Here is a 1,939-nt window from a genome sequence, read left to right as displayed (position 1 = left end):
AGCACCTCGACGATCCCGCCCAGGGTGTCGGCGTCCCGGTGGGCGGCGTCGATCTCGGCGACCATCCGCACGCTCGTCGCCGGGTCGGCGCAGCGGACCGGGTCGGCGTCCACCACGTCCATCGCGGCCGGCTGGGGCAGCGGCGAGCCGGGCGGCACCTCGACACCGCCGATCGACACCACGTGCGAGACGACCTCGATGCCGTACGCCTGCCGCAGCAGGGCCTTGGCGACCGTGCCCAGCGCGACACGGGCCGCGGTCTCCCGGGCGCTGGCCCGTTCCAGCACCGGGCGGGCGTCGTCGAACCCGTACTTCTGCATACCGGCAAGATCCGCATGGCCGGGCCGGGGGCGGGTCAGGGGGGCGTTGCGGGCCAGCCTGGCGAGCCCCTCGGCGTCGACCGGATCCGGCGCCATGACCTCCCGCCACTTCGGCCATTCGGTGTTGCGGACGACGACGCTCACCGGGCCGCCCAGGGTCAGGCCGTGGCGGACCCCGCCGAGCAGCTCGACCTCGTCCCGCTCGAAGCTCATCCGGGCGCCCCGCCCGTGCCCGAGCCGACGCCGGGCGAGTTCGTCGGCGATCAGGGAGCTGGACACCCGGACACCGGCCGGCAGCCCCTCCAGGGTCGCCACCAGAGCCGGCCCGTGCGACTCCCCGGCAGTCAACCAACGCAGCATGGGGCCAGTCTTCCACGCCACCGGCGCGCCGGAACCAGCTCCTTCGGTCGGGATGCCCCGGGACGGGAACACTCCGGCGGGACGGGGACGCTCCGGCGGGTTCAGCCCGCGTTCCAGCCGAGGACGCCGACGAACGCCCCCGTCAGCAGGAACGGCCCGTAGGCGATCGACGTCCGCCGGCCGGCCCGCCGCGTCACCAGCAGGACCAGCGCCCACACCCCGGCGAGGACGATCCCGGCCAGCAGCCCGGTGAGGGCCACCGGGACGCCGAGCCAGCCGAGCGCGCCGCCGAGCAGACCGGACAGCTTCACGTCACCGAAGCCCAGACCGGCACCGGGCAGCGCCCAGAGCGCCGTGAACAGGGCGAGCACGGCCGCCGCCACCGCGACGGCGCGCACCCAGCGCCCCGGGCCGCCGTCCAGGGCCGCGGCGATGCCGAACAGCCCGGCCAGGACCGGGTAGGACGGCAGGGTGATCACGTCGGGCAGCCGGTGGACCCGGGCGTCGACGGCGGCCAGGACCACTCCGACCACCCCGAGGTAGGCGTACGCCGGCAGCCAGGCGACATGATCGGTCAGCTTGGCCGCGAACGCGACGACGACGGTGGCCGTGAGCAGGCCGAGGACGTCCCGGGTCGGCGCCGGCCGGCGCGGCTGCTCCCCCGCCAGCGGCCCGAAGAAGCCCACCATGCGGGTCAGCCCCGGGACGACGCACAGGACGGCAAGAACGATCACGGCGACCAGCACGGCCGACCCGGACGACATGGCCGCCCCGCCCGGCGGGACGCTCACCGTGCCGCCAGGGCGGCTTCGCCCGCGGCCAGCAGCAGGTCCACGTCCACCTCGGCGCCGGTGAACAGCCGGACCTGCCCGACCGCCTGGGCGGCCAGCACGACCAGCCCACCGGCGACCGGCGCCCCGGCGGCCCGCGCGGCGGCGGCGAGCCGGGTGGGCCACGGGTGGTAGAGCAGTTCGACCAGGGCGGTCGAGGCGGGCCACGGCCGGCGCGCGAGCTCGTCGGTGGCACCGGCCGGCGTGGTCGCGAACACGACGTCGGCGGCGGCCAGGAGGCTCGCCGGGTCCGCCGGGTCCGCTGGGCCCGTGGCCGCGGCGGGCCCGGCGCCGGCGGTGTCCCAGCGGTGGACGGTGACGGCCAGCCCGAGGGCGGCGCCGATCTCGACCAGGGGAGCCGCGGCCGGCGGCCGGCGGGCGAGGATGTCGGCCCGCTCGGCGCCGAGCGCGGCGAGCGCGGCGAGCACG

The 1,939-nt window shown here is 77.3% G+C and carries 2 protein-coding genes and 1 pseudogene; all 3 read right to left on the bottom strand.

What is annotated here, in order from left to right; all coding sequences use genetic code 11:
- On the bottom strand, positions 1-680 hold a 680-nt coding region (gene aroC / locus NBW84_RS12650; protein ID WP_250284808.1), incomplete at its 3' end, for a chorismate synthase.
- Between the two features lie 101 nt (positions 681-781).
- The gene (locus tag NBW84_RS12645) at positions 782-1,471 is read right to left on the bottom strand and encodes a prepilin peptidase (protein WP_250284806.1); all 690 of its coding nucleotides are present in this window, start codon (positions 1,469-1,471) and stop codon (positions 782-784) included.
- Positions 1,468-1,939 (bottom strand): annotated as a pseudogene (locus tag NBW84_RS12640) (shikimate dehydrogenase); the annotation flags it as partial. The gene NBW84_RS12645 and the pseudogene NBW84_RS12640, both read right to left, overlap by 4 nt.

Origin of the sequence: Protofrankia sp. CiP1_Cm_nod2, assembly GCF_920664355.1 — a bacterium.
Taxonomy (GTDB): domain Bacteria; phylum Actinomycetota; class Actinomycetes; order Frankiales; family Frankiaceae; genus Protofrankia.
Note: the sequence above shows the minus strand (reverse complement) of the source record. Positions and strands in the feature narration are given on the sequence as shown.